The 16,747-nt window shown below is 49.2% G+C and carries 20 protein-coding genes; 11 read left to right on the forward strand and 9 right to left on the reverse strand.

The genetic code is table 11. The features are described 5' to 3' along the window. Position 1 precedes the first annotated feature (1 nt). The 6 genes from ACN1CO_RS03100 to ACN1CO_RS03125 are packed head-to-tail and all read left to right on the forward strand — an operon-like array spanning position 2 to position 4,779. Entirely contained in the window at positions 2 to 1,093 is a 1,092-nt protein-coding gene (locus ACN1CO_RS03100) for a late control protein D (RefSeq protein ID WP_419137571.1), read from the forward strand. Between the two features lie 28 nt (positions 1,094 to 1,121). Further along, entirely contained in the window at positions 1,122 to 1,469 is a 348-nt protein-coding gene (locus ACN1CO_RS03105; RefSeq protein WP_419137573.1) for a GPW/gp25 family protein, read from the forward strand. Continuing rightward, complete coding sequence (locus ACN1CO_RS03110; RefSeq protein ID WP_419137575.1) at positions 1,459 to 2,373, forward strand: baseplate assembly protein; 915 nt, start codon at positions 1,459 to 1,461, stop codon at positions 2,371 to 2,373. The genes ACN1CO_RS03105 and ACN1CO_RS03110 overlap by 11 nt, the downstream gene beginning before the upstream one ends. Then, complete coding sequence (locus ACN1CO_RS03115; RefSeq protein WP_305819899.1) at positions 2,366 to 2,920, forward strand: phage tail protein I; 555 nt, start codon at positions 2,366 to 2,368, stop codon at positions 2,918 to 2,920. Before ACN1CO_RS03110 ends, ACN1CO_RS03115 begins: the two co-directional genes overlap by 8 nt. Positions 2,921 to 2,922: 2 nt before the next feature. After that, complete coding sequence (locus tag ACN1CO_RS03120) at positions 2,923 to 4,338, forward strand: phage tail protein (protein WP_419137578.1); 1,416 nt, start codon at positions 2,923 to 2,925, stop codon at positions 4,336 to 4,338. A 3-nt stretch (positions 4,339 to 4,341) separates the two neighbouring features. Continuing rightward, on the forward strand, positions 4,342 to 4,779 hold the full coding sequence (locus ACN1CO_RS03125) for a tail fiber assembly protein (RefSeq protein WP_419137580.1): 438 nt from the start codon (positions 4,342 to 4,344) through the stop codon (positions 4,777 to 4,779). Between the two features lie 36 nt (positions 4,780 to 4,815). Here the strand turns inward: ACN1CO_RS03125 and ACN1CO_RS03130 are convergent, their stop codons facing one another. Next, on the reverse strand, positions 4,816 to 5,901 hold the full coding sequence (locus ACN1CO_RS03130; RefSeq protein WP_419137582.1) for an acyltransferase family protein: 1,086 nt from the start codon (positions 5,899 to 5,901) through the stop codon (positions 4,816 to 4,818). 607 nt (positions 5,902 to 6,508) lie between these two features. Between ACN1CO_RS03130 and ACN1CO_RS03135 the strand changes: the two genes are divergently transcribed. Beyond that, positions 6,509 to 7,369, forward strand: a complete 861-nt coding sequence (locus ACN1CO_RS03135) for a hypothetical protein (RefSeq protein ID WP_419137584.1) — start codon at positions 6,509 to 6,511, stop codon at positions 7,367 to 7,369. Between the two features lie 372 nt (positions 7,370 to 7,741). On the opposite strand, the gene ACN1CO_RS03140 is transcribed toward ACN1CO_RS03135, so the two are convergent. Further along, positions 7,742 to 8,146 (reverse strand): hypothetical protein, encoded by a 405-nt coding sequence (locus ACN1CO_RS03140; protein WP_419137586.1) that lies wholly within the window; start codon positions 8,144 to 8,146, stop codon positions 7,742 to 7,744. Continuing rightward, positions 8,143 to 9,009 (reverse strand): hypothetical protein, encoded by an 867-nt coding sequence (locus ACN1CO_RS03145; RefSeq protein ID WP_419137588.1) that lies wholly within the window; start codon positions 9,007 to 9,009, stop codon positions 8,143 to 8,145. The genes ACN1CO_RS03140 and ACN1CO_RS03145 overlap by 4 nt, the downstream gene beginning before the upstream one ends. A gap of 708 nt (positions 9,010 to 9,717) precedes the next feature. On the opposite strand from ACN1CO_RS03145, the gene ACN1CO_RS03150 reads away from it, so the two are divergent. Then, positions 9,718 to 10,056 carry a phage repressor protein gene (locus tag ACN1CO_RS03150; protein WP_419137590.1) on the forward strand — a complete coding sequence of 113 codons (339 nt, stop codon included), beginning with the start codon at positions 9,718 to 9,720 and terminating at the stop codon, positions 10,054 to 10,056. Between the two features lie 306 nt (positions 10,057 to 10,362). Here ACN1CO_RS03150 and ACN1CO_RS03155 read toward each other — a convergent pair whose 3' ends face one another. Next, positions 10,363 to 10,791, reverse strand: a complete 429-nt coding sequence (locus ACN1CO_RS03155) for a hypothetical protein (protein WP_419137592.1) — start codon at positions 10,789 to 10,791, stop codon at positions 10,363 to 10,365. Between the two features lie 282 nt (positions 10,792 to 11,073). On the opposite strand from ACN1CO_RS03155, the gene ACN1CO_RS03160 reads away from it, so the two are divergent. Next, on the forward strand, positions 11,074 to 11,919 hold the full coding sequence (locus ACN1CO_RS03160; protein ID WP_419137594.1) for a substrate-binding domain-containing protein: 846 nt from the start codon (positions 11,074 to 11,076) through the stop codon (positions 11,917 to 11,919). A gap of 33 nt (positions 11,920 to 11,952) precedes the next feature. Here ACN1CO_RS03160 and ACN1CO_RS03165 read toward each other — a convergent pair whose 3' ends face one another. Continuing rightward, positions 11,953 to 12,144, reverse strand: a complete 192-nt coding sequence (locus ACN1CO_RS03165; protein WP_419137596.1) for a hypothetical protein — start codon at positions 12,142 to 12,144, stop codon at positions 11,953 to 11,955. Between the two features lie 193 nt (positions 12,145 to 12,337). Between ACN1CO_RS03165 and ACN1CO_RS03170 the strand changes: the two genes are divergently transcribed. Continuing rightward, positions 12,338 to 12,538: a DUF6404 family protein gene (locus tag ACN1CO_RS03170; protein ID WP_003849972.1), complete on the forward strand. Its 201-nt coding sequence runs from the start codon at positions 12,338 to 12,340 to the stop codon at positions 12,536 to 12,538. Positions 12,539 to 12,573: 35 nt separating this feature from the next. On the opposite strand, the gene ACN1CO_RS03175 is transcribed toward ACN1CO_RS03170, so the two are convergent. The 4 genes from ACN1CO_RS03175 to ACN1CO_RS03190 form a co-directional block, all read right to left on the reverse strand. After that, complete coding sequence (locus ACN1CO_RS03175) at positions 12,574 to 14,079, reverse strand: SulP family inorganic anion transporter (protein ID WP_419137598.1); 1,506 nt, start codon at positions 14,077 to 14,079, stop codon at positions 12,574 to 12,576. A 138-nt stretch (positions 14,080 to 14,217) separates the two neighbouring features. After that, complete coding sequence (locus ACN1CO_RS03180) at positions 14,218 to 14,478, reverse strand: biofilm/acid-resistance regulator YmgB/AriR (protein WP_090962383.1); 261 nt, start codon at positions 14,476 to 14,478, stop codon at positions 14,218 to 14,220. A 393-nt stretch (positions 14,479 to 14,871) separates the two neighbouring features. After that, positions 14,872 to 15,279 (reverse strand): DUF2000 family protein, encoded by a 408-nt coding sequence (locus ACN1CO_RS03185; protein WP_419137601.1) that lies wholly within the window; start codon positions 15,277 to 15,279, stop codon positions 14,872 to 14,874. 40 nt (positions 15,280 to 15,319) lie between these two features. Continuing rightward, a complete protein-coding gene (locus tag ACN1CO_RS03190; protein WP_419137603.1) occupies positions 15,320 to 16,168 on the reverse strand; it encodes an AraC family transcriptional regulator in 849 nt (282 codons plus the stop codon). 145 nt (positions 16,169 to 16,313) lie between these two features. On the opposite strand from ACN1CO_RS03190, the gene ACN1CO_RS03195 reads away from it, so the two are divergent. Continuing rightward, on the forward strand, positions 16,314 to 16,745 hold the full coding sequence (locus ACN1CO_RS03195) for a MarR family winged helix-turn-helix transcriptional regulator (RefSeq protein ID WP_090962378.1): 432 nt from the start codon (positions 16,314 to 16,316) through the stop codon (positions 16,743 to 16,745). The last annotated feature ends 2 nt before the right edge of the window (positions 16,746 to 16,747 follow it).

The following is a 16,747-nucleotide window of genomic DNA, read 5'->3' on the forward strand; positions in this document are numbered from 1 at the left end:
CATGGCTGAACAGATTGTAAATCCAGAGTATGCGCCAGCATTCAGTGTAAGCGCAGAGGGCAAGGACATTACCCGCGCTCTGCAGGAGTGTCTGAGCGAACTAACCCTGACGGATAATGGCGGGGCAACAGCCAAAGCGGATGAACTTAAAATCACGCTGATTTCTCAAACTCTGCCACTGCCATCTAAGGGAGCACGTTTAAGGGTGGCGATGGGCTTTAATGATCAGCTGGTCGATAAGGGGTGGTTTGTTGTTTCGGGGGTGGGCAGTAGTGGGCCACCTCGCCGCGTTGAAATCTATGCCACTGCCGCACCAATGAACGCCCAGAAACATCCCGGTAACGTGCTGAGCCACAAAACGCGAAGCTGGGATGATATCCGGCTGGCCGATCTCGTTAAAACCGTTGCCACAGAAAATGGACTGAAACCGAAAGTGGCCGCAGAACTCGCAGAAATTCATATCGATCACATCGACCAGGTTGCAGAGTCAGACGCGAATCTGATGTCGCGGCTGGCGAGAATGTACAATGCAATCAGTAAACCCGCTGGCGGGTTCTGGTTATTTCTGAAGCAGGGTGCATCGAAAACCGCTACCGGAAAATCGACAGGAAGCATCACGATTAGCCCTGATGAACTGTCCACCTGGTCATACAGTGAAGGTCAGCGCGGCAGCTCAACCGGGTCAGGGCAGAAAAAAGAGAAAATCAGCGTGCGCTATTTTGATGAGGCTGACGGCAGGACGAAAACCACATCCGTAGATCACGATGGCCCGGCACTGACTAACCCCTACACCCAGCCTAAAAAATCCGCAGCAGACCAGCAGGCCAAATCCCGCAAAACTCAGGCACAGCGTAACGAAAAGAAAATGACGCTGAACGGTCCATGTCGGCCCAGACATATTGCGCTAACCGCAGAGTCCGGCGTGATTACGTCTGGGTTTGGTTCCAGAGAGGATCGCTCGTGGCTGGTGGAATCCCTGGTTTTTTCTCTGACGCCATCGGGGCTGAGTTTCACCTATAACCTGGTGGTAAACATTAAAGCAAAGGGCAAGAAGGGCAAAAAAGACAAAACTGGCCCAGCCTATTTCGGTTAATCCCCCTCTACGCTAACGGATAACTCTCATGAACGGTGTAAATATCCGGACGGGCAAACGCCTGTCGGGTTCGGCGCATCTGCGCCAGTCGTGCAGCGACATTCTGACCACGCCGATAGGCAGCAGGGTTTTAGTTCGCGATTACGGCAGTGAGCTGCCGGATTTGGCAGATGCGCCTCGTGACGATCTGACCCGGTTACGGATTATTGCGGCCACTGCAAAAGCCCTGGCGCGCTGGGAACCGCGACTGCAGGTGACGCGGGTTGTTGTTTCACTTCCCGACGATGAATCCACGTTCATTGTGGATGTTGAGGGAATCAATAAAGAAAGCGGCACCCCAACAACTACCGGAGACATAGCTATCAATGGCAATTAGTTCTGATGTTATTAATCTGTCTGAGCTGGAGGTTCCGGACGCCATTATCGTGCCTGACGCGTCAAACATTTTTGCCCGGTGGCTGGCGCGTCTGCGCGAACTGGACCCGGAGTTTGATGCGCTGGTGGAGTCGGACCCAGCCTATAAACAGGGCGAGGTAAATGCGTATCAGCTGACGCTGGCATTTCAGCGCGTCAATGACGCCGTGCGTGCCGTATTTCTGGCAAGCGCCAGAGGTGCAGACCTGGATCAGATTGGTGCAAATTTCAATGTTAAACGCTATGTCATTACTCCTGCTGACCCTGATGCTGTTCCGCCTGTGGATGCGGAACCGGAGGACGATGATGCCTACCGGGAACGTATCCAGCTGTCATGGGCGCAGCTTAATACCGCAGGAGCGCGTAACGCATATCGCTTTCATGCGCGGTCGGCTGATGCTGACGTGCTGGATGCAGATGCATACGGGCCAGAGGATCACAGCCGTCCGGGAGAGGTCGACGTATACGTGCTGTCGAGAACGGGTGACGGCACAGCCCCTCAGACACTTCTGGATAAAACGGCAGCCAATCTGAGCGCTGATGAGGTTCGCCCGCTGACGGATTTCGTGAGCGTTAAAAGCGCGATCATACAGCGATACAGCATCACGGCAGAGCTGGAAATCCCCGATGGGCCGGATGCGCAGACGGTGCTGGATAATGCGATCAGCGTTGCATCGAGTTACGCAGCACTCTCTCACCGAATTAATACGGTCATACCTTTGTCCGCCATCTATGCCGCTCTGCAACAGCCTGGTGTGGTCAGGGTGAGGCTGGCAAGCCCTGCAGCAGATATTGAGGCTGAGATGGGGAAAGCGCCGTGGTGTCAGGCAATCAGCGTCACGATAAGAGGGTCTGGGAATGGCTGATAAATTTCGCTCGCTGTTGCCACAGAACGCTCTTCATCAGGAGCGAGCGCTGGAGCAGGCATCACGGGAACAGATTCTCGCCATCAAAACCGGCATGGTCAGAAGCGTTAAAAGTGCAGATGACTGCCCTTACCATCTGCTGCCCTGGCTGGCATGGGAGCTATCGGTCGATTTCTGGGATGAAAGCTGGACTGAGGAAGAGAAGCGCCAGGTCTGCCGCGATGCTGCCTATGTGCATCAGCATCGTGGCACTGCAGGCGCTGTTAGGCGTGCGCTGGGGGCGGTGAGCCTGCCCACTACAGTTATTGAGTGGTGGCAGGAAAACCCGCGCAGAGCGCCGTACACGTTTCGGATTGAGGTCTACAGCCTGCAGGGCATAGATGACAGCCTGTATAGCCGCATACGGCGTCAGGTGAATAAGGCTAAAAATTTACGCAGCTATCTCAGCAGCATTGATGTGATCGCTGACGTTGGCGCAGCAGGAAATTATTACACAGGCGGTGCGGTAACTGCGTACATCGACGCTGTGATTCAGACTGGAGAATAATCGTGGCAGAGCAATATTACAGCATCCTCACGAACCGGGGAAAAGAGCTGGAGGCGGCGTCGTCTGCAAACGGCACGCCGGTCGTTATCAAAGATTTTGTAATCGGTGATGGTAACGGGAAGGCCGCAACGCCAAATCCGTCGCAAACTGCACTGATTCGTGAAGTATACCGCCATGCTATATCCGGGCTGGACGTATCTCAGGAGCAATCTAACCAGTGGGTAGCTCATCTCGTTGTTCCGGCTGATGTGGGCGGGTTCACTATTCGTGAAGTGGGACTGTTAACTGATACCGGAGAACTCTATGCAGTGGCGAATTGCGCTGCCATTGAAAAGCCGGTCAGCGGTATCAACGTCAGCCTGCAGTTTCGTTTGGCCGTAAATGAAACCGCCAGCATTGAACTTAAGGTGGCCACAGGCGATGGCTTGTTTTTGAGGCAGGACGCAAATCTTAGTGACCTGAATAATATTGCTAAAGCGCTGGAAAATTTAGGGCTGAATCTCGTCGGTAACTGGCAAGCCGTGCAGGCTAACGGCGGTAAACATTCGTCCGGCAAACACCGTATTTACATGGATTGGAATGATGGTGACCGCAAATTATATATAACCGTTGATGAAACGGACGTCGGCGAGTTGTTCTCAACGCAAAATCCTCCCACAGCAGCGCAAACTGGCGCATATCCCCGTACGGGAGGGAATCTGGATGAAGAGGCAAGCATTTCTCTGATATCTAACTCAAAAAATCCCACTACAGGCACTGTGATTTATTCGCCCATGTACCGCGTTGTAATAAAGGGGCGAGGTGGCGATCAGGATTTTAAAGACGGTGCTAGTGGATTTATGCGGATCGTCGAGGAGGTCGGGACTCGGGCCTATTTGCAGCTCCAATGGGATGGGTTCGGCACCATACATGAGTTCAGGTTTGATCAGAACGGCAACACACAAATTTATGGTAAAGCCTACACCGGCAGCGGAGCCAGTTTTCTGGCTGAGGACGGCAATGTCTATGGCCCCGCATGGGGCGGCTACCTTAGCACTTGGGTGGACGCACAAATCGGCGGGCAGATAAGCAACAACAACAATTGGGTTAACAATACTTTTCAGCCAAGAAATACCGGTAACCCAGGGGGAGGCTGGTGGAGAGACAGCGCAACTGGTTTGATTATTCAGGCTGGTACGGTAGCTGTACCTGTATCGGGCAGCGCTGGTAGCGCCTCATTCTCGTTTCCACTGGCGTTTCCCAACGGTGTGGTATCGATTGTTGGCAGCACTGCGGATCAAGCGTCATCAGCTGGGTATGTAGCCTGCGCTGCATTTCTTAACCTGAGCACGACTGGGGCATACGTTATGGTTGATACTAACGCCTCGCGAAATATGGACCGAACTCAATACGTTCGATATATAGCCTATGGAGTTTAATTAATGGAAAGCGATAAATATTACTATAGCGCCAAGACAGGTGGTTTTTATCGGGAGTCCGATAGAGGTTTATATGAAAACACCAATTCCGGCTGGCCTGAAGACGCGGTGGTTATAACAAATGATGAATATAAATCTTTGTTTGAGGGGCAGGCGGTTGGGAAAATAATTACAGCTGACAGTAAGGGTAAGCCGACTCTCAAAAATCCCATTATTGAATGGAATGAAATAGCAGAAACGCAGCGGCAGAGCCTGCTTAGTCAAGCAAACACGACCATTGCTGATTGGCGTACAGAGCTTCAATTAGATGTTATAAGTGATTATGATAAGGCTATTCTTATTAAGTGGATGGCCTACATTAAAGCTCTTAAGGAATTAGATCTAAGCACTATCCACGACGAGTCAGGGTTAAGCTTGGTCACATGGCCCAGCAAACCATGAATTAAAATAATTGCCGCCGTCTCAGGCGGCTTGATTTTAGCTAACTGCAATAACTGGCTTGTGGAGTTTATTTAACAATTTCCTTCTCAAATAATTACTTAGTCCTATCTCGAATAACTTATAAAAAGCCATCGAGAACAACGCAGTAAAGATTAATGCCAGAATTGCTGTTGTTACTCCCGTAAATGAACCGTGGTAATGACGGGAGATGAGCTTCCGAGCCAGAGATAGACCATGTGGATGCATTAAATAAATAGAAAATGATATTGTGCCAATTGATGTTAAAAGTTTAGGAGGGTTTATTCCATATTGATATTCATAACATGAAAGCGAAAGTAAGAGAAAAAATGAAGCTGCCGCAAAATCATAATTACCGTTCCCCGGAGTATTGCCGAAGCCCAAGGTAATATAGATAAAGTATGTAGTAGCTAAGCATATAACCGCCCAGCCCGCATACATAGAGGGATATAGTTTCATGTTGACTGCAATGTAGCCGATAAATATACCCGCCACAAACTCTAACATCATGCCATTGGTTGTCAGAGCTAAATAACCGTGATAGCCATAATTAATGTTAGATAACGGTATGCCATAATCATTAACCAAGCGTGGCAATGCGACGAATGAAACTATAAATACAGTGAGTACAGTATATTTATGCTTTCGAAAAAGAAGAGCGAATCCACAGATAGTATAAAAAACGAATTCATAATTTAGGGACCAACCTACAAACAGCCTTGGATAGCCGAAGTAAGGAGCGGCCTGAGTAATATCAGCCGGAAGGAACGAAAAAGAGCGAAAAGTTGAAGACCATTTATCCCATGAATTCCCGGCTATGAAAAGTGTGGCTATAAAGTATGGCGGAAAAATACGGCATATTCTTTTTATCAAAAAAATCTTTGACGATTTCATTCCATTGTTTTCATTTAATGTAACATAGTAAACAATAAATCCGCTTATCATAAAAAATAGGTCAACCCCGATAGCACCCTGAGCAAATAGCCAGTTAGCTACAGGAAAGTCCGTGGCGAGGTCGGTTCGAAAATGGAACATCACAACCAACATTGCTGCAAGACCGCGTAGAGATTGAATTGAATTTAACTTTTCATTAGTGCTGTGCATGCTGAATAAAAATCCCTTTGAGAATACTAATGTTGGGATTAATGATATCTGGCAAATATTCTCAATATTTGAGTTAGATCATTGCTACATGAAAATAATCTAACTAAGGAGTTTTTTTAACCACTTCTCAATTCATCGAACATTTGGAACGCGCCTCGAAAATTCCAACTGTCCGCGTGCAGCTAGTGAATTATGAAGCTACCCTGACGCCTGATTTAATAAGGGGGCACTATGGATCAGCGATTCGAGGAACAGGCACACGACGCAGCATGTAGGGTTATGGGGGAGGCTGTCTGGCAACTCATTGCCACAGGGCAGGCAGTATCGCAGGAGTCAATAGCCAGAATGGTTGTTAAGTTTTCAGAGCACCCAGCAGAACTAGCGGAGAGCATAGCGCTGTCAGTGCTCAATGGCACATGATCACTACCAAGACAAACAGTTGCAACTTCTATCTTTGCAGGCAGTCTAGAGATCCGCTTTGTGCCAGAAGTGGACACTGTTAAAACTATTCAAAAGGTATGAGTAACGATTTGGTTTTGTTCTTTAAGGAATTACTGATAGTGTTAGTTGCGCATTGTTTACAGTAGCATTATCTTAGGAGGAGAGTATGGACCATATGGTTTTAGTTCTTGATGAATCTGGTGCGAAGGGATACGCAGATAAAACTGAAGAATTTGAAGGCGACTTGGGAGTTATGGCTGGGTTTTTATATACCCGGCAGGAAATGCTCAAGATAGAGCTGATGTTGAGTCAAATAATCAAGCCTTTTAACGAGCACGTTGCGGGTAAGCTCCATATTGCCGAATTGAAAAAAGAACATCAAAATGAACTAAGAGACCTAATATTTTCAAATTTACGCCTTATTAAATTAAGGTGGTTTTATAAAGCAATTTACAGCCAAGGTTTTCATCAATCAGAATTTAAAGAAAAAAGGGGTGGTATAGGCAATGTGAACGCATCACTCCATGTTGCGTTATTCAGCCAAGTATTTCTCCACAGCCTTATGCTGGCAGCATCAGTTAATAAACTGAACCTTAACCTTTTAGTGGTAACCGATACTATCGATAATGGTGTTTTGAATAAATTCAAGAAGGAAGCTAACTATCTTATAGATGTTATAATGGGTAAAAAGAGGGAGATTTTCAGACATGTCAAGAGTGAAGTTGACGGCAAATATAATAAAGAATACGCTAGCATATTAACGTCATCAGATTTAATCCCTAAATTCGAAAAAATCCAATTTGAAATTAAGTGCAAAAATACACCTTTAACACTTGCCGCTGATGTTTTGGCAAATTCGGTTTACTATTATTTACGCAAGGAACCAAAAGTAAATAAAAGTTCATATCTTAATAATTTAAAGGCTATAGCTGATCATCCATTATCGGATTTAGCGTTGGTGCAAAAAGACGAAAATGATATATTACCCATACTTGATATTATTTACCGCCGAGAATGCCCTAAGTAATGACCTTTATTTTACATAATAAAAAAAAGACATGATTGATATTGCGATTGGTACTTTCAATCCAGAACGAAAATTTATTAATATAGTTCAAACATCTTATTTTTATTACCACGCCCGGTTGGCCGCCGGTTCCCCGGTGATTCATACAGATTGCTGTTAGCAATGTCTGCGGATCGCTTATAGCGGACGTTGGCCAGCACATAATCAGCTTTGTGCCAAAAGTGGAAATCGCTCTGCGGCTCATACTAGCCAACACGAGCAAAATTTGCCGTCCTTCTAGTCAAGTCGGTTTACTCCCATAGACCTGATATGAAGGGAGTTTAAGATAATATATCCACTTGAGGAGGGATATTTTTTTAGGTGAGTGGATTTTTAATCCCCGGCCGTTTCTTCTTTTTTACTGTCTATATCTTTTTTTTCGAGAGCATTAATACGCTTGTAAATTGCCTCTGAATACATGAGTCTTTTCTGATGATCGGGCAAATCTACACTATGAATTAGATTCAAAGTTTGCATTATGTCCTCACTCAAAACTTTTCCCGTAAAACCTTCTTTAAGCGTCTTGCTATGTATGAGTAAGTAACCTAGCAGTGAGAAAAAGAATTTTGTACTCCGGCTATGTGAGCTTTGTAAAAGTTCAAATAATATCGGATAGGCATCAAACCCAAACCAAATAACCATGCCTACCAGTACGCCGACGGCACTTCTTATCGGGTAATTGAAAAATAATACGCTCAATGCTTTATTCGACCAGCGGCTCGCGTCATCTTTATTCATTGGTAAATACCTCCGACAATACCAATGGGAGGCATGTTTGACTCATGAGCAATGTCTTTGAATATCTTGCGTTTATTACCGCCAGGTCCATTAAGATCTAAATCTTCTTTATTGTTCTCAATGTATTGCAGGAGCTGAATCGCTTCAAATCTATTTGCGCCAAAGTAACCCATGTTTACCCGATATGTTAACAAATATTCTTTTATAAACAATAAGATGTAGCCCGCAGCAGGGATCAAAATTAAGTTATGCAGGGTAGGGAAAAAGAAGTAGGAGAGTCCGGCTGAAGTTGCGGTTGCAAAAATAAGGATATTTTTAGCCCAGAAGAGTTCCTGCCTTTTGGCGACAAGAAAAAGCTGAGTCAATGTGTGGTTTTTTAAACGCTCATCAAGTTTTTTCTTATTTTCTTCAGTCGAAGTTGGGATTGCTTTCTCAGCAACTAGCAATCTATCAACTGCATCAGTGTCAAGGACAATTCCTTGGTTTTTATATTTTTGAACCAGACCAATTAGGATTTCTTTTCTAGCGAGACTGATTGGTTTACCATGCGCCTCATCGTGAATAATTTTCTTTAACTCACGCTCAACTTTGCTCATTAGTATAATCTTATGACTTTTTTTAACTTTGCGAGACGTATAAAGAATATCAATATTTATATTGACATCTTTTTTTATCTGTTCTGTTTTTTTATTCGATCTCTTTTCAAAAAACGATGCTATTAGCCCTCCGATAGCGGCACAAATACTCACTGTAAAGGGAGCAGTTATTACATCCTTAGGCAGAATAATAATCATTAAAATCAGTATACAGCACGCAATTGAAAGTGCGGATATGACTTTATTACGATTTCGATTTTTGGACATTCCTGCAATTCCCTCACATCACTTTGGACGAGAACATTTTTTGCCCCATAACGCGAGATTGTTGTTTGAGCAAGTTTAGATGACTATAACTAGCTTTTGGCCGACTTTTTAGTAGATAGTCATGACATGAGCAAGATAACGTTAAGAACCTTTACTTTTCAATAAAAATTTATCCTGATCCCAATAATTATGACAGAAAAATTTGAGTAATAAGTTCGCTTTGAAAGTAGTTGCAGACTTCCGATCCTCGCTCATATAGGACAGGTGCGGACTCAATAATGTGTTAATCGCATCAGCCTGCGGGGTGGTTGATTTGAGATTAGTCACTCACTCTTTCAAGCGCCAAAAACAAAAACCTTGTGGCATCAGACCCTTTACAAATCTGTATCTCACTTCACCTTGCTCGAATCCCCCTTTAGATATTACTGTTTATATGTACAGTATTTTTCTAAAGGGGGGATTTATCATGCCGAGAGACAGCGAAATCACGCCAGCGTTCGTTAGGGCTATAAGGAAAGATAGCCGGGGGCGTCAGGTGCTGACCACCGGAGCATTCCAGAAACAGTTGCACGACGTGAATCACATATGGACGCTAAAACAGTGCAATCAGTGGATCAGATACTATCAGCCGCATTTTATGGAACTGGTAACTGAGGAGCGTGAGAACAAAACTTGGGCGTTACGCAACATGGGTTATGTGAGGTAAATATGGGATTTCCATCACCGGCACAAGACTATGTTGAAGGACGCATTGACCTTAATACGCTCCTGATGCCTCATCGCACCAACATGATATTCATGGAGACACCAGAGGGATTTGTGATCGTTGATCGTTCTCTGAAAACTAAACCAGGCGACACAGTGGCATTCCAAATTGGTGAGTATCAGCTCGACGTTAACCTGCGGCTGGGCAAAATGTTTAGCTCGGGGATCATCACTCAGGATGGTGAAACCATCGATGGCGAGGGGCTGGAAGGGGTTATCGTGCTGGGTAAGGTTACGGCAACGGTTCTGGCTGTTTATGAGCCGTGTAGGCCTATAATTTGAGCGATTTTCTTCATAATATAGCCCCATAACCATCTCTAAGCTATTGAATCTATTAAGGTAGCTTTTGGGGCTATATTATGAAAAATTAGCTTAATTAATTGATTTAACTGGTTAAAGTGCCTGATTTAAAATCCCTCGGCTTATGGCTGTGCGGGTTCAAGTCCCGCCCCGGGCACCATATTTCTGCCACAGAAAAAAGAATAAAAAGTAATATGCAGTAATGTCGTAACCGCCCAAGGGCGGTTTTTTTGTGCCTGAAAACTGGGGTAACTGACACTGCACCTGCCGTTAGCGCTTCAGGCTGCATCACGCCTCAGAGCTGAACACCAGTTCGTCATCCGTGTCACTCACCAAAACCATTCGCTGCGCCTCACCGCTGGATGAAACAAACGTCACTTCATGTCCGATGCTGATAGCCTCAAAGGCGTCGGTGGGCTGTGACTGCTTCCGGATCTCCAGTAACATCCTTGATGAGTAGGGTTTGTCACTGACCGTATCAATATGATAATTGGCCGTAAAATTCAGTTCGGGTTGATCAACCACGTAAAATTGTCCTGAAGGCATAGTCTTGACCTCTGTTTGATGATGGCCGTAGTTCCGGCCGGAACAGGCTGCCTGAAACATAAGGTTAGCTGAATAATCAATGCCGACAGGCGAAGGCACCTCTTTTTTGGTTTCAGACGACGGTTGCTGAAAATAGCTGCCGCTTGCGCTTGCCTGATCACAGAGTGACACTACCCTTGTTCACACAGCGCGGCTTTTCCAGGCACGCCATTCGGGCATGGTATAAAGGTATTACTGCAACTCTTTAGGGGTTGACGATGCGGGTTCAACTCCTGCTGCCCGGTCCATCTTCTGTATCTGATGACTTCTGTTCCATCTCTCCTGTTCAGCCACTACAACCCAATTACATCTGATTTCACTCATTTTTGCGGCCTGCGTCGAATGCCATAACCTGTTGAAACAGGGTGGTTTACCGTAAAGTGGTGGATATTATTTGCCGTCGCAGAGAAGCCCATGATTACATCTTCTACCCCTGACTTCACGGGTTCGGCTTTACCCCCGGTTATCGGTGTTGTCGCCAGCCCGTTGCTCAATCCGTATCAGCAGAAAGTGCTGGACGAGGTCTCGCGCCAGCTTAATGAACGCGGTGTCATTACCGTGCTGCTTAGCGCCGGAAACGACGAGGAACTCACAGTTCTCATCCGGCAGGCTGCGCCCCTTGCGCTGCGGGGTTTGCTGCTGCTACCCGGCAGCAGGGTAACCGATTCCTGTGATCTGTCCGTCCTTGAGATTGATGCTGAACCCGAACTGCAGGCGGATGCGCTGCGGGCGGGGAAAGTGACAGCAGAGTCACTGCTCGCACAGGAGCACCAGCGGTTTGGCTTTATGCAGAGTCAGCCCGGTGAAAGCGCGCAAAAACAGGGTTACACCACCACGTTGCAGGCAGCGGGCAGGGCATTGAACGCCGAACTGCTTGCGGAGGGTGCTGATCGTGAGGGCGGTTATCAGGCGATGATGCACTATCTGAAAAAGACCCGAGCTTCTGAGCGTATTCAGGCACTCTTCTGTGAAAGCGATCTGCTGGCCTTTGGTGCAATGCAGGCGATCCGTGATTTCGGTCAGGGTGCCCATCTGGCGGTGGCAGGATTTGGAGACAGTGAGGAAGCCCGAAGTTCTACCTGGCATCTCACCAGCTGGTCACCTGATATCAGGCAAATCACGGGCAACGCAATAGATCGCTGGCTGGGCCAGCAGGCAGAAAACAGCCCTGGAGAGGGGCAACTAAAGCAGCGTCACTCCCATTTCGGCAAAATCGTGCCGGGCGAGATGTCAGCCTGCGGCTGCGCCTTTCGGCATTAGCCAGCCTGCAAAATGCAGACTGGCTGAATAATATTACGCCTGCGGCTGTCCTGCCGGGCCAACACCGCCCGGTGCGCCAACCGGCTGCTGCCCGCTCGGTGGAGGCGGTGCGGCTTTGCCAGGTTTTGGTGGTGGTGGGGCGTCTCTGCCCGGTGGTGGTGGTGCACAGGCGGTGAGTGTGGCAAGGACAGCCAGCGTCGATAACAGGTAAGCAGTACGTTTCATCGTAATTCCCTGATCAGTTAAGCGGAACGTTGAGTATAGAGAATCACCACAAAATCGCCCGACCAGGGCTAAACGCCTGTACTACAGGGCGAATGAGTAGTGATTATATGAGACGCCTCGCAACTCGCGCATGATGGCAATGCGTTTCGGACAGGAGCAGGCTAAGGTAGCGCTTCATTTAAGAGGAGTCGTTATGAATGGCATTATGAAGTTCGTCCGCGGATGGCTGGTGTTCTCTGTACTGTGGGGCGTGTTCATGTGGTTTATGTCATGGCATCAGCAGGGCAAAGAGCCTGGTCTGGCGATTCTGACAAGTCTCTACGCCGGTTTAATCTATCAGGCGCTGATCACCATGGTTGGCCGCTACCGGGCGCGGCGACAACAGGCTGAGTAAAGTCTGCTGCCTGAGAGGCAGCAGAACGGAGTCATTTAGCCAAAATTACCGGTCAGGCGCTGATGGAAGTCAGTGCTGCGCGGATCCAGCCCCTCAATCGTCACTTCCGTACCATAACGCTGATAGCGATATTCAATACCATCCAGCGCCGCGACGCTGGATGCATCCCAGATCTGCGCGTGCGTTAAGTCGATAGTCACTTTTTTCGGGTCATGCGCATAATCAAAATGCTCAAACAGATCGTTGCTGCTGGCAAAGAACAGCGGACCGCGCACCTCATAGCGTACCGACTCGCCATCTTCGCTCAGCTGGCGTTCCGCATGAATCACGTGCGCAATACGGCGGGCAAACAGCAGCATCGCCAGGATCACCCCAGCCAGTACGCCCAGTGCCAGATTACCTGTCCAGACCGTCACCGCCACCGTCAGCACCATAATCAGCGTCTCTGACCACGGCATACGTTTCAGCGTCGCGGGCTGCAGGCTATGCCAGTTAACGGTTTTCACCGCCACCACCATCATGATCCCGGCCAGTACCACCATCGGGATTTGCGCCATAATCCGGCTGAGTCCTGTCACCAGTAACAGCAGCACCAGACCGGCGGCTACGGTAGAAACGCGACTGCGCGCCCGGCCCAGCTCAACATTGACGATGGTCTGACCGATCATCGCGCATCCGGCGATACCGCCATAAAATCCCGCCAGAATATTCGCCACACCCAGCCCCCAGGATTCACGACGCTTACTGGAGGGGGTATCGGTCAGGTCATCGACCAGTTTGGCGGTCAGCAGTGACTCCATCAATCCGACAAAGGCGATGCTCAGTGCGGTAGGCCAGATAATCTGCAGGGTCTGCAGGTTAAGCGGCACCAGCAGGCTGTTAAAACCGGGCAGGCCGGGACTCATCGGCCCCTCATCGCCTACGTTCGGCATGCGATAGCCCATTAACAGCGCGACGCCCGTCACCACTACAATGGCAACCAGCGGCGAAGGAACACTTTTTAACAGGCGTGGCAACAACAGTACGATAGCCAGGGTCACGGCAAAGAAGATCCACACCAGTGATGACTGGCCCCAGACATGTGGCACCTGAGCAAAGAAAATCAGCACGCCCAGCGCATTCACAAATCCCAGCATCACCGAGCGGGGAATATAGCGCATCATGCGCGCCAGGCCAGCCACGCCAAACAGAATCTGAATCACGCCGCCCATCACTACCGCGGGCAGAATATATTCCACGCCATGCAGATGGACCATCGGCCCGATCACCAATGCTACAGAGCCGGCAGCGGCTGTCACCATCGCCGGGCGTCCGCCCAGTATCGACAGCGTCAGGCAGAGCACGACCGAGGCGACCAGGCTGACTTTAGGGTCTACACCGGCAATAACGGAAAAGGAGATTACTTCAGGGATTAATGCCAGCGCGGTAATCACCCCGGCCAGGCATTCGCGGGTCAGCAGTCCAGGCGAACGCAGAACGCGGCCCACACTGATATCGCCCGCCACAACGTCGGTTGCGGCAACATCATTGGTTTGAGTCATAAAGGTTTGCAGGCTCTTTAGTTGTTTTGCTCCCGCGCGAAGGGCGGGAAGATTTTGATAATGGTGAGGGGCAGATAGTACCGGGCGACTGGCGAAGATGCCAGAAAAAGGGGGGCGACTCCTTCCGTGGAGTCAGTCTTACAGTGAGAAATCGTCCGGGGTTTTATGGACCACCAGTTCGAGCAGCTGCCGGTAGATATCCAGCATCTCCCTGTCACTTTCCAGTTCCAGCCGATGAATGAGTTTGGAAATAATTGCTTTATTATTCACTGGCATGCCTGACTGCAGGATCTCTGCAACAAGGATACCCAGCATTTCCATCTCGCTGGCAGGTTTATTGGCCGCAGGGTTAAAATAATCAGCAATTTCCTGATTAGTCCGGGGAAGAATATATTGCATGTGTAAGCCCTTCAGAACAGCCCGATTCCGGTTCGGATGTCAGGACAAAAGCGATCAAAAAAACCACCGCATGGACAGATGCGATGGTACCAGTGTCACAAATTGATCAAGCAAAAAATAACCTCTGAAGGTGGAAATCCACTGACACCTTCAGAGGCGACGCAAATGCATCATTCGTTACAGAGTCGCATGACAACTCGTGGCGCTAAAGTTATACAATGAAGGCCAATCTGTACAATCGAATCCTTTAACAAAAGGTGCTATTTGACACTTATCAGCAGGTTATAAGGATTATTCCTAAACCTAAATTGTACAGATAACCTATACAAGCGGCGGAATTGACGCCCGGAGTGGGTAAAAACGGAAAGCCCTGGCCAGCTTCCCGCAAAAAGATTAACTGAATAACGCCAGTTTTGCCGTCAGCTTACGCAGGGCTTTTTTATCCCCGACGATGGCGATGCCGAGCAGACGCCATTGTTGACGGGGTTGCTGTCGCAGCACGGCGCTCAGCGCCTGATAATCGGTGGTGGACTGTCCCTCTTCGGGAAACAGCACCAGGTCCAACTCAGCCTGTTCACACTGTTCCCGCAATGCACTGAGCTGTTCGTCGGTGGCGGACAGCACCGGAATCCCGGTGGTGATTAAACCGGGAGAAGGGCGGCTCTCCGCATCCTGAAGGCTATCGCCAACCAGCGCCGGATGCCGTTGACCCAGGGTTAAGGCCATCACGGCGGCGGCATTGGTGGCTTTGCCTGGCGGCAGCGTGGCATTGAGTATCATCACACATCGTGGGTCTTGCATTGCGCTTCTCCTGACTAAAAAACGCATTGTGGCAAGAGGCTTAAGCCAGGTCTGGAAGATTTGTGCAGGCGTGCTGATAACGCGCAGGGGAGAGCTGGCAGGCGCGTTTAAACCAGCGGCCAAGGTGACTCTGATCGGCGAAGCCCAGCGCGGCAGCGACATCGGCAACCGGCTGGCCCTGCGCCAGCTGACGGCGCGCCTGGCTCAGCCGCCACTGCACCAGCCAGGCGTGCGGCGGCAAACCCCAGTACGTCTGAAACAGGCGTGATAAACGGAAACGATCCACCTGCAGCTGCTGCGCCATCTGCGCCAGGCCGGGATTATCCGCATGATGGGCAATCAGCCAGTCACGCGCCTGCAGCGCCAGCCGGACATCTTTATCCACGGGCTGCGCGGGGAGTGACCTCTGCCGGTGCGGAGTAAGCTGACCGAACATCCGTTCCATCGCCGCCTCTTTGATGATGGTGGGATGGTTGTGCCATAGCGCATCAAATGCGTGCCAGACGGCATACGCCAGCGGGCGATCGTCACGCAGCGTAGCGGCAAATCGAAGCTCGTGCGGTGAGGGGACATCAGCCTGCTCAGGAGCGAGGTGCTGTACAATCTGCTGCGGTGAAAGATAGAGCATCCGGTAGGTGAAGCCGCTGTCGTTGATGGCATCACCATCATGCAGCTCCTCCGGCTCAAGCATAAAAACGGTGCCGGGACGGCTCTGATGCTGTTTGCGCCGCGAATGAAACTGCTGTACACCTTGCTCGGTCACGCCAATCAGATAACTGTCGTGCCAGTGGGGATCATAGGCGTGGCCGGTAAAGTGAGCGCGCAGGGCCTCAATACCGCTGACAGCATCACGGCGCAGATCGACCCAGTTTGTTGATGCCTGTTTCATATTCTCTGGCTCCCGGTTGCGGCCTCTGGACATTCTGCCGCGATCCACTAATTTTTAACAGACCGGGCGCTTTTCAATCGCGTTTCGCTTTGCGTATAATAACGTTGACTCTCAATTAGATCTCTTACTATTAGGCTGCTAACATTTGTCTCAGAACACGCGTACCTTTACCCACTTACTGCATCTGACCGCACATGCCTGGCGCCTGGCGGTGGATCGTCACCTTAAAGATAGCGGCTTGAGCATGAGCAGCTGGATGGCCATCGGATTGATCGCCAGTGAACCGCAGCGCATGACGCAGACCGAGCTAGCGCAGATGCTGGGGCTGGAAGATGCCAGCATGGTGCCGCTGGTTGATCGGCTGGTAAAACAGTCACTGCTGACGCGGGTACAGCCGCCAGAAGATCGACGTAAACGTCATCTGGTGCTGACTGACAAGGGTAACGAAGCGTTCGCTAAAGTGAAAACCGAGGCTGATGCACTCCGCACTGAAATGCTGGCCGATATCGATCCCGATGATCTGGCCGTGACCGAACGCGTACTGCAACAACTGCTGAGCCGCATGGGAAGTATGTAGCA

It is taken from the genome of Pantoea sp. R13S299, assembly GCF_048515925.1.
In the GTDB taxonomy this organism is placed as follows: Bacteria; Pseudomonadota; Gammaproteobacteria; order Enterobacterales; family Enterobacteriaceae; genus Pantoea.

What these genes read in the sequence shown, in the direction of transcription:
- ACN1CO_RS03100 (WP_419137571.1), top strand. Translation starts at nt 2, where the DNA reads ATGGCTGAACAGATTGTAAATCCAGAGTATGCGCCAGCATTCAGTGTA.
- ACN1CO_RS03105 (WP_419137573.1), top strand. Translation starts at nt 1,122, where the DNA reads ATGAACGGTGTAAATATCCGGACGGGCAAACGCCTGTCGGGTTCGGCG.
- ACN1CO_RS03110 (WP_419137575.1), top strand. Translation starts at nt 1,459, where the DNA reads ATGGCAATTAGTTCTGATGTTATTAATCTGTCTGAGCTGGAGGTTCCG.
- ACN1CO_RS03115 (WP_305819899.1), top strand. Translation starts at nt 2,366, where the DNA reads ATGGCTGATAAATTTCGCTCGCTGTTGCCACAGAACGCTCTTCATCAG.
- ACN1CO_RS03125 (WP_419137580.1), top strand. Translation starts at nt 4,342, where the DNA reads ATGGAAAGCGATAAATATTACTATAGCGCCAAGACAGGTGGTTTTTAT.
- ACN1CO_RS03130 (WP_419137582.1), bottom strand. Translation starts at nt 5,901, where the DNA reads ATGCACAGCACTAATGAAAAGTTAAATTCAATTCAATCTCTACGCGGT.
- ACN1CO_RS03135 (WP_419137584.1), top strand. Translation starts at nt 6,509, where the DNA reads ATGGACCATATGGTTTTAGTTCTTGATGAATCTGGTGCGAAGGGATAC.
- ACN1CO_RS03140 (WP_419137586.1), bottom strand. Translation starts at nt 8,146, where the DNA reads ATGAATAAAGATGACGCGAGCCGCTGGTCGAATAAAGCATTGAGCGTA.
- ACN1CO_RS03145 (WP_419137588.1), bottom strand. Translation starts at nt 9,009, where the DNA reads ATGTCCAAAAATCGAAATCGTAATAAAGTCATATCCGCACTTTCAATT.
- ACN1CO_RS03150 (WP_419137590.1), top strand. Translation starts at nt 9,718, where the DNA reads ATGGGATTTCCATCACCGGCACAAGACTATGTTGAAGGACGCATTGAC.
- ACN1CO_RS03160 (WP_419137594.1), top strand. Translation starts at nt 11,074, where the DNA reads ATGATTACATCTTCTACCCCTGACTTCACGGGTTCGGCTTTACCCCCG.
- ACN1CO_RS03165 (WP_419137596.1), bottom strand. Translation starts at nt 12,144, where the DNA reads ATGAAACGTACTGCTTACCTGTTATCGACGCTGGCTGTCCTTGCCACA.
- ACN1CO_RS03170 (WP_003849972.1), top strand. Translation starts at nt 12,338, where the DNA reads ATGAATGGCATTATGAAGTTCGTCCGCGGATGGCTGGTGTTCTCTGTA.
- ACN1CO_RS03175 (WP_419137598.1), bottom strand. Translation starts at nt 14,079, where the DNA reads ATGACTCAAACCAATGATGTTGCCGCAACCGACGTTGTGGCGGGCGAT.
- ACN1CO_RS03180 (WP_090962383.1), bottom strand. Translation starts at nt 14,478, where the DNA reads ATGCAATATATTCTTCCCCGGACTAATCAGGAAATTGCTGATTATTTT.
- ACN1CO_RS03185 (WP_419137601.1), bottom strand. Translation starts at nt 15,279, where the DNA reads ATGCAAGACCCACGATGTGTGATGATACTCAATGCCACGCTGCCGCCA.
- ACN1CO_RS03190 (WP_419137603.1), bottom strand. Translation starts at nt 16,168, where the DNA reads ATGAAACAGGCATCAACAAACTGGGTCGATCTGCGCCGTGATGCTGTC.